The following is a 1,897-nucleotide window of genomic DNA, read 5'->3' on the forward strand; positions in this document are numbered from 1 at the left end:
CGGAGCGGGGACCGGCCCCGCGCCGCCGGCGGTGGCGTCGGCGACGACGCGCACGAGGACGCGCACGACGCGGGTCGCGGGTTCGACGGTGTCGCGCGGGGCGGCGTACCCGGGCACGGGGGTGCCGTAGAGCAGCGCGAAGTCGCCGGGCCGCTCGACGCACCACGCGCGCAGCGCGCGGCACGCGGCGATCCAGCGTCCTTCGACGTCGTCGCGCGCGACGGCCGCCTCGGCGTCCTCGACCGCGGCGCCGAGCTCGTCGTAGCACTCGACGAGCAGGGCGGTGAGGAGGGCGTCGCGGCTCGGGAAGTACCGGTAGACGGCCGAGGAGACCATGCCGACGTCACGCGCGACCGCGCGCAGGGAGAGCTCGGACGGTCCCGAGCTCGCGAGCCGCGCCCGGGCAGCGGCGAGGATCTCACGCGTCAGGGTCTCGCGGGCGAGGGCGCGGGCGGTGCGCGGTGCGGGCATGCCGCCAGGGTGGCAGGAGAGATCGGCGCCCACAAACGAGAGCAGTGCTCTTGCCTTGCGCCGTCCGCCGTGGGACGCTGCTCGAGAGTGAGAGCACTGCTCTCGGAATCGGAGGAGCGCCATGCCCAGCACGTCCCACGACCACCACCTCGTCGTCGGCGCCGGCCCCGTCGGCCGGGCCGTCGCCGCCCTCCTCGCCGCGCGCGGGTCGTCCGTCACGGTCGCCACGCGCAGCGGTCGCGACACCGGCGTCGCCGGCGCGCGCCACGTCGCGCTCGACGCGTCGGACGCCGACGCGCTCACCCGCGCCGCCGACGGCGTCGACGTCCTGTACAACTGCGCCAACCCCGGCGACTACACGCTGTGGGAGCGGGTGTGGCCGCCGCTCGCGGCGTCGCTGCTCACGGCCGCCGAGCGCACGGGCGCCGTGTACGCGATCACGGGCAACCTCTACCCGTACGGCCCTGTGGACGGGCCCATGACGGAGGACCTGCCCGACGCGGCGACCGACAACAAGGGCGTCCTGCGCGCTCGCCTGTGGGCCGACGCCCTCGCCGCGCACCGGGCCGGGCGCGCGCGCGTGGTCGAGGTGCGGGCGTCGGACTTCATGGGCCCGGGGATCGGGGCGAACGGGCACGTCTCGCGCGTCGTGCCGGCCGCGGCGCGCGGCCGGGCCGCGTGGATGATCGGCCGCACCGACCAGCCCCACACCTTCACCGACGTGCAGGACGTCGCACGGACCCTGGTCGCTGCCGCCGAGGACCCCGGCGCCCACGGGCGCACGTGGCACGCGCCCAGCAACCCGCCGCGCACGCAGGTCCAGGCGCTCACGGACGTGCTGGCGAGCGTCGGGCTGCCGCCGGTGCGCGTGCGGTCGCTGCGGGGCGCCGGCTTCTGGGCCGCGGGGCTCGTGTCACCGCTCCTGCGGGAGATGCGCGAGCTGATGTACCAGTGGGAGCGCCCGTACGTGCTGGACGACTCCGCCGCGCGGGCCCGGTTCGGCATCGTGCCGACGCCGTGGGACGAGGTGTGCCGCCGGACGGCGCAGAACCGGGAGCCCGCGACGAGCACCGCCGGGGCGCCGGCCCGCCCGTAGCCCCCGAGGCGGCCGGCCCCGCGTAGCATCGAACGGATGGCCACCTCCCCCTCCAGACGGTCCGCGTCGTTCAGCGACACGCTGCGGTCGAGCGACGACGCGCGGCTCGTCGCGCTGCTCACGCGCCGGCCCGACCTGGCCACGCCGTCGCCGTCCACGCTGCTGTCGCTCGCCGCCCGCGCGTCGAGCCGCACGAGCCTCGAGCGCGCGCTCGCCGCGCTGACCGCGTTCGAGCTCGAGGTGCTCGAGGCCGTCCTCGTCCTCGACTCGGTGGGCGGCCCGGTGACGCCGGCCGCGGTCGCGGGCGCCCTCGGGCTCGACGGCTCGCGG

2 protein-coding genes and 1 pseudogene are annotated in these 1,897 nt (G+C 77.3%); 2 read left to right on the top strand and 1 reads right to left on the bottom strand.

What is annotated here, in order from left to right; genetic code table 11:
- Positions 1-471: TetR/AcrR family transcriptional regulator (locus JZ5iCDA_RS17215; protein ID WP_139123221.1), on the bottom strand; the 471-nt coding region annotated here is incomplete at its 3' end.
- Between the two features lie 121 nt (positions 472-592).
- Here JZ5iCDA_RS17215 and JZ5iCDA_RS17220 point away from each other — a divergent pair.
- A complete protein-coding gene (locus JZ5iCDA_RS17220; RefSeq protein WP_069388212.1) occupies positions 593-1,567 on the top strand; it encodes an NAD-dependent epimerase/dehydratase family protein in 975 nt (324 codons plus the stop codon).
- 36 nt (positions 1,568-1,603) lie between these two features.
- Positions 1,604-1,897: pseudogene (locus JZ5iCDA_RS17225) on the top strand (helicase-associated domain-containing protein); the annotation flags it as partial.

Origin of the sequence: Cellulosimicrobium cellulans (assembly GCF_001722485.1) — a bacterium.
Taxonomy (GTDB): domain Bacteria; phylum Actinomycetota; class Actinomycetes; order Actinomycetales; family Cellulomonadaceae; genus Cellulosimicrobium; species Cellulosimicrobium cellulans_A.

Bases quoted from the DNA above. Each gene is read 5' to 3' on its own strand.
- JZ5iCDA_RS17220 (WP_069388212.1), top strand. From the start codon at position 593: ATGCCCAGCACGTCCCACGACCACCACCTCGTCGTCGGCGCCGGCCCC.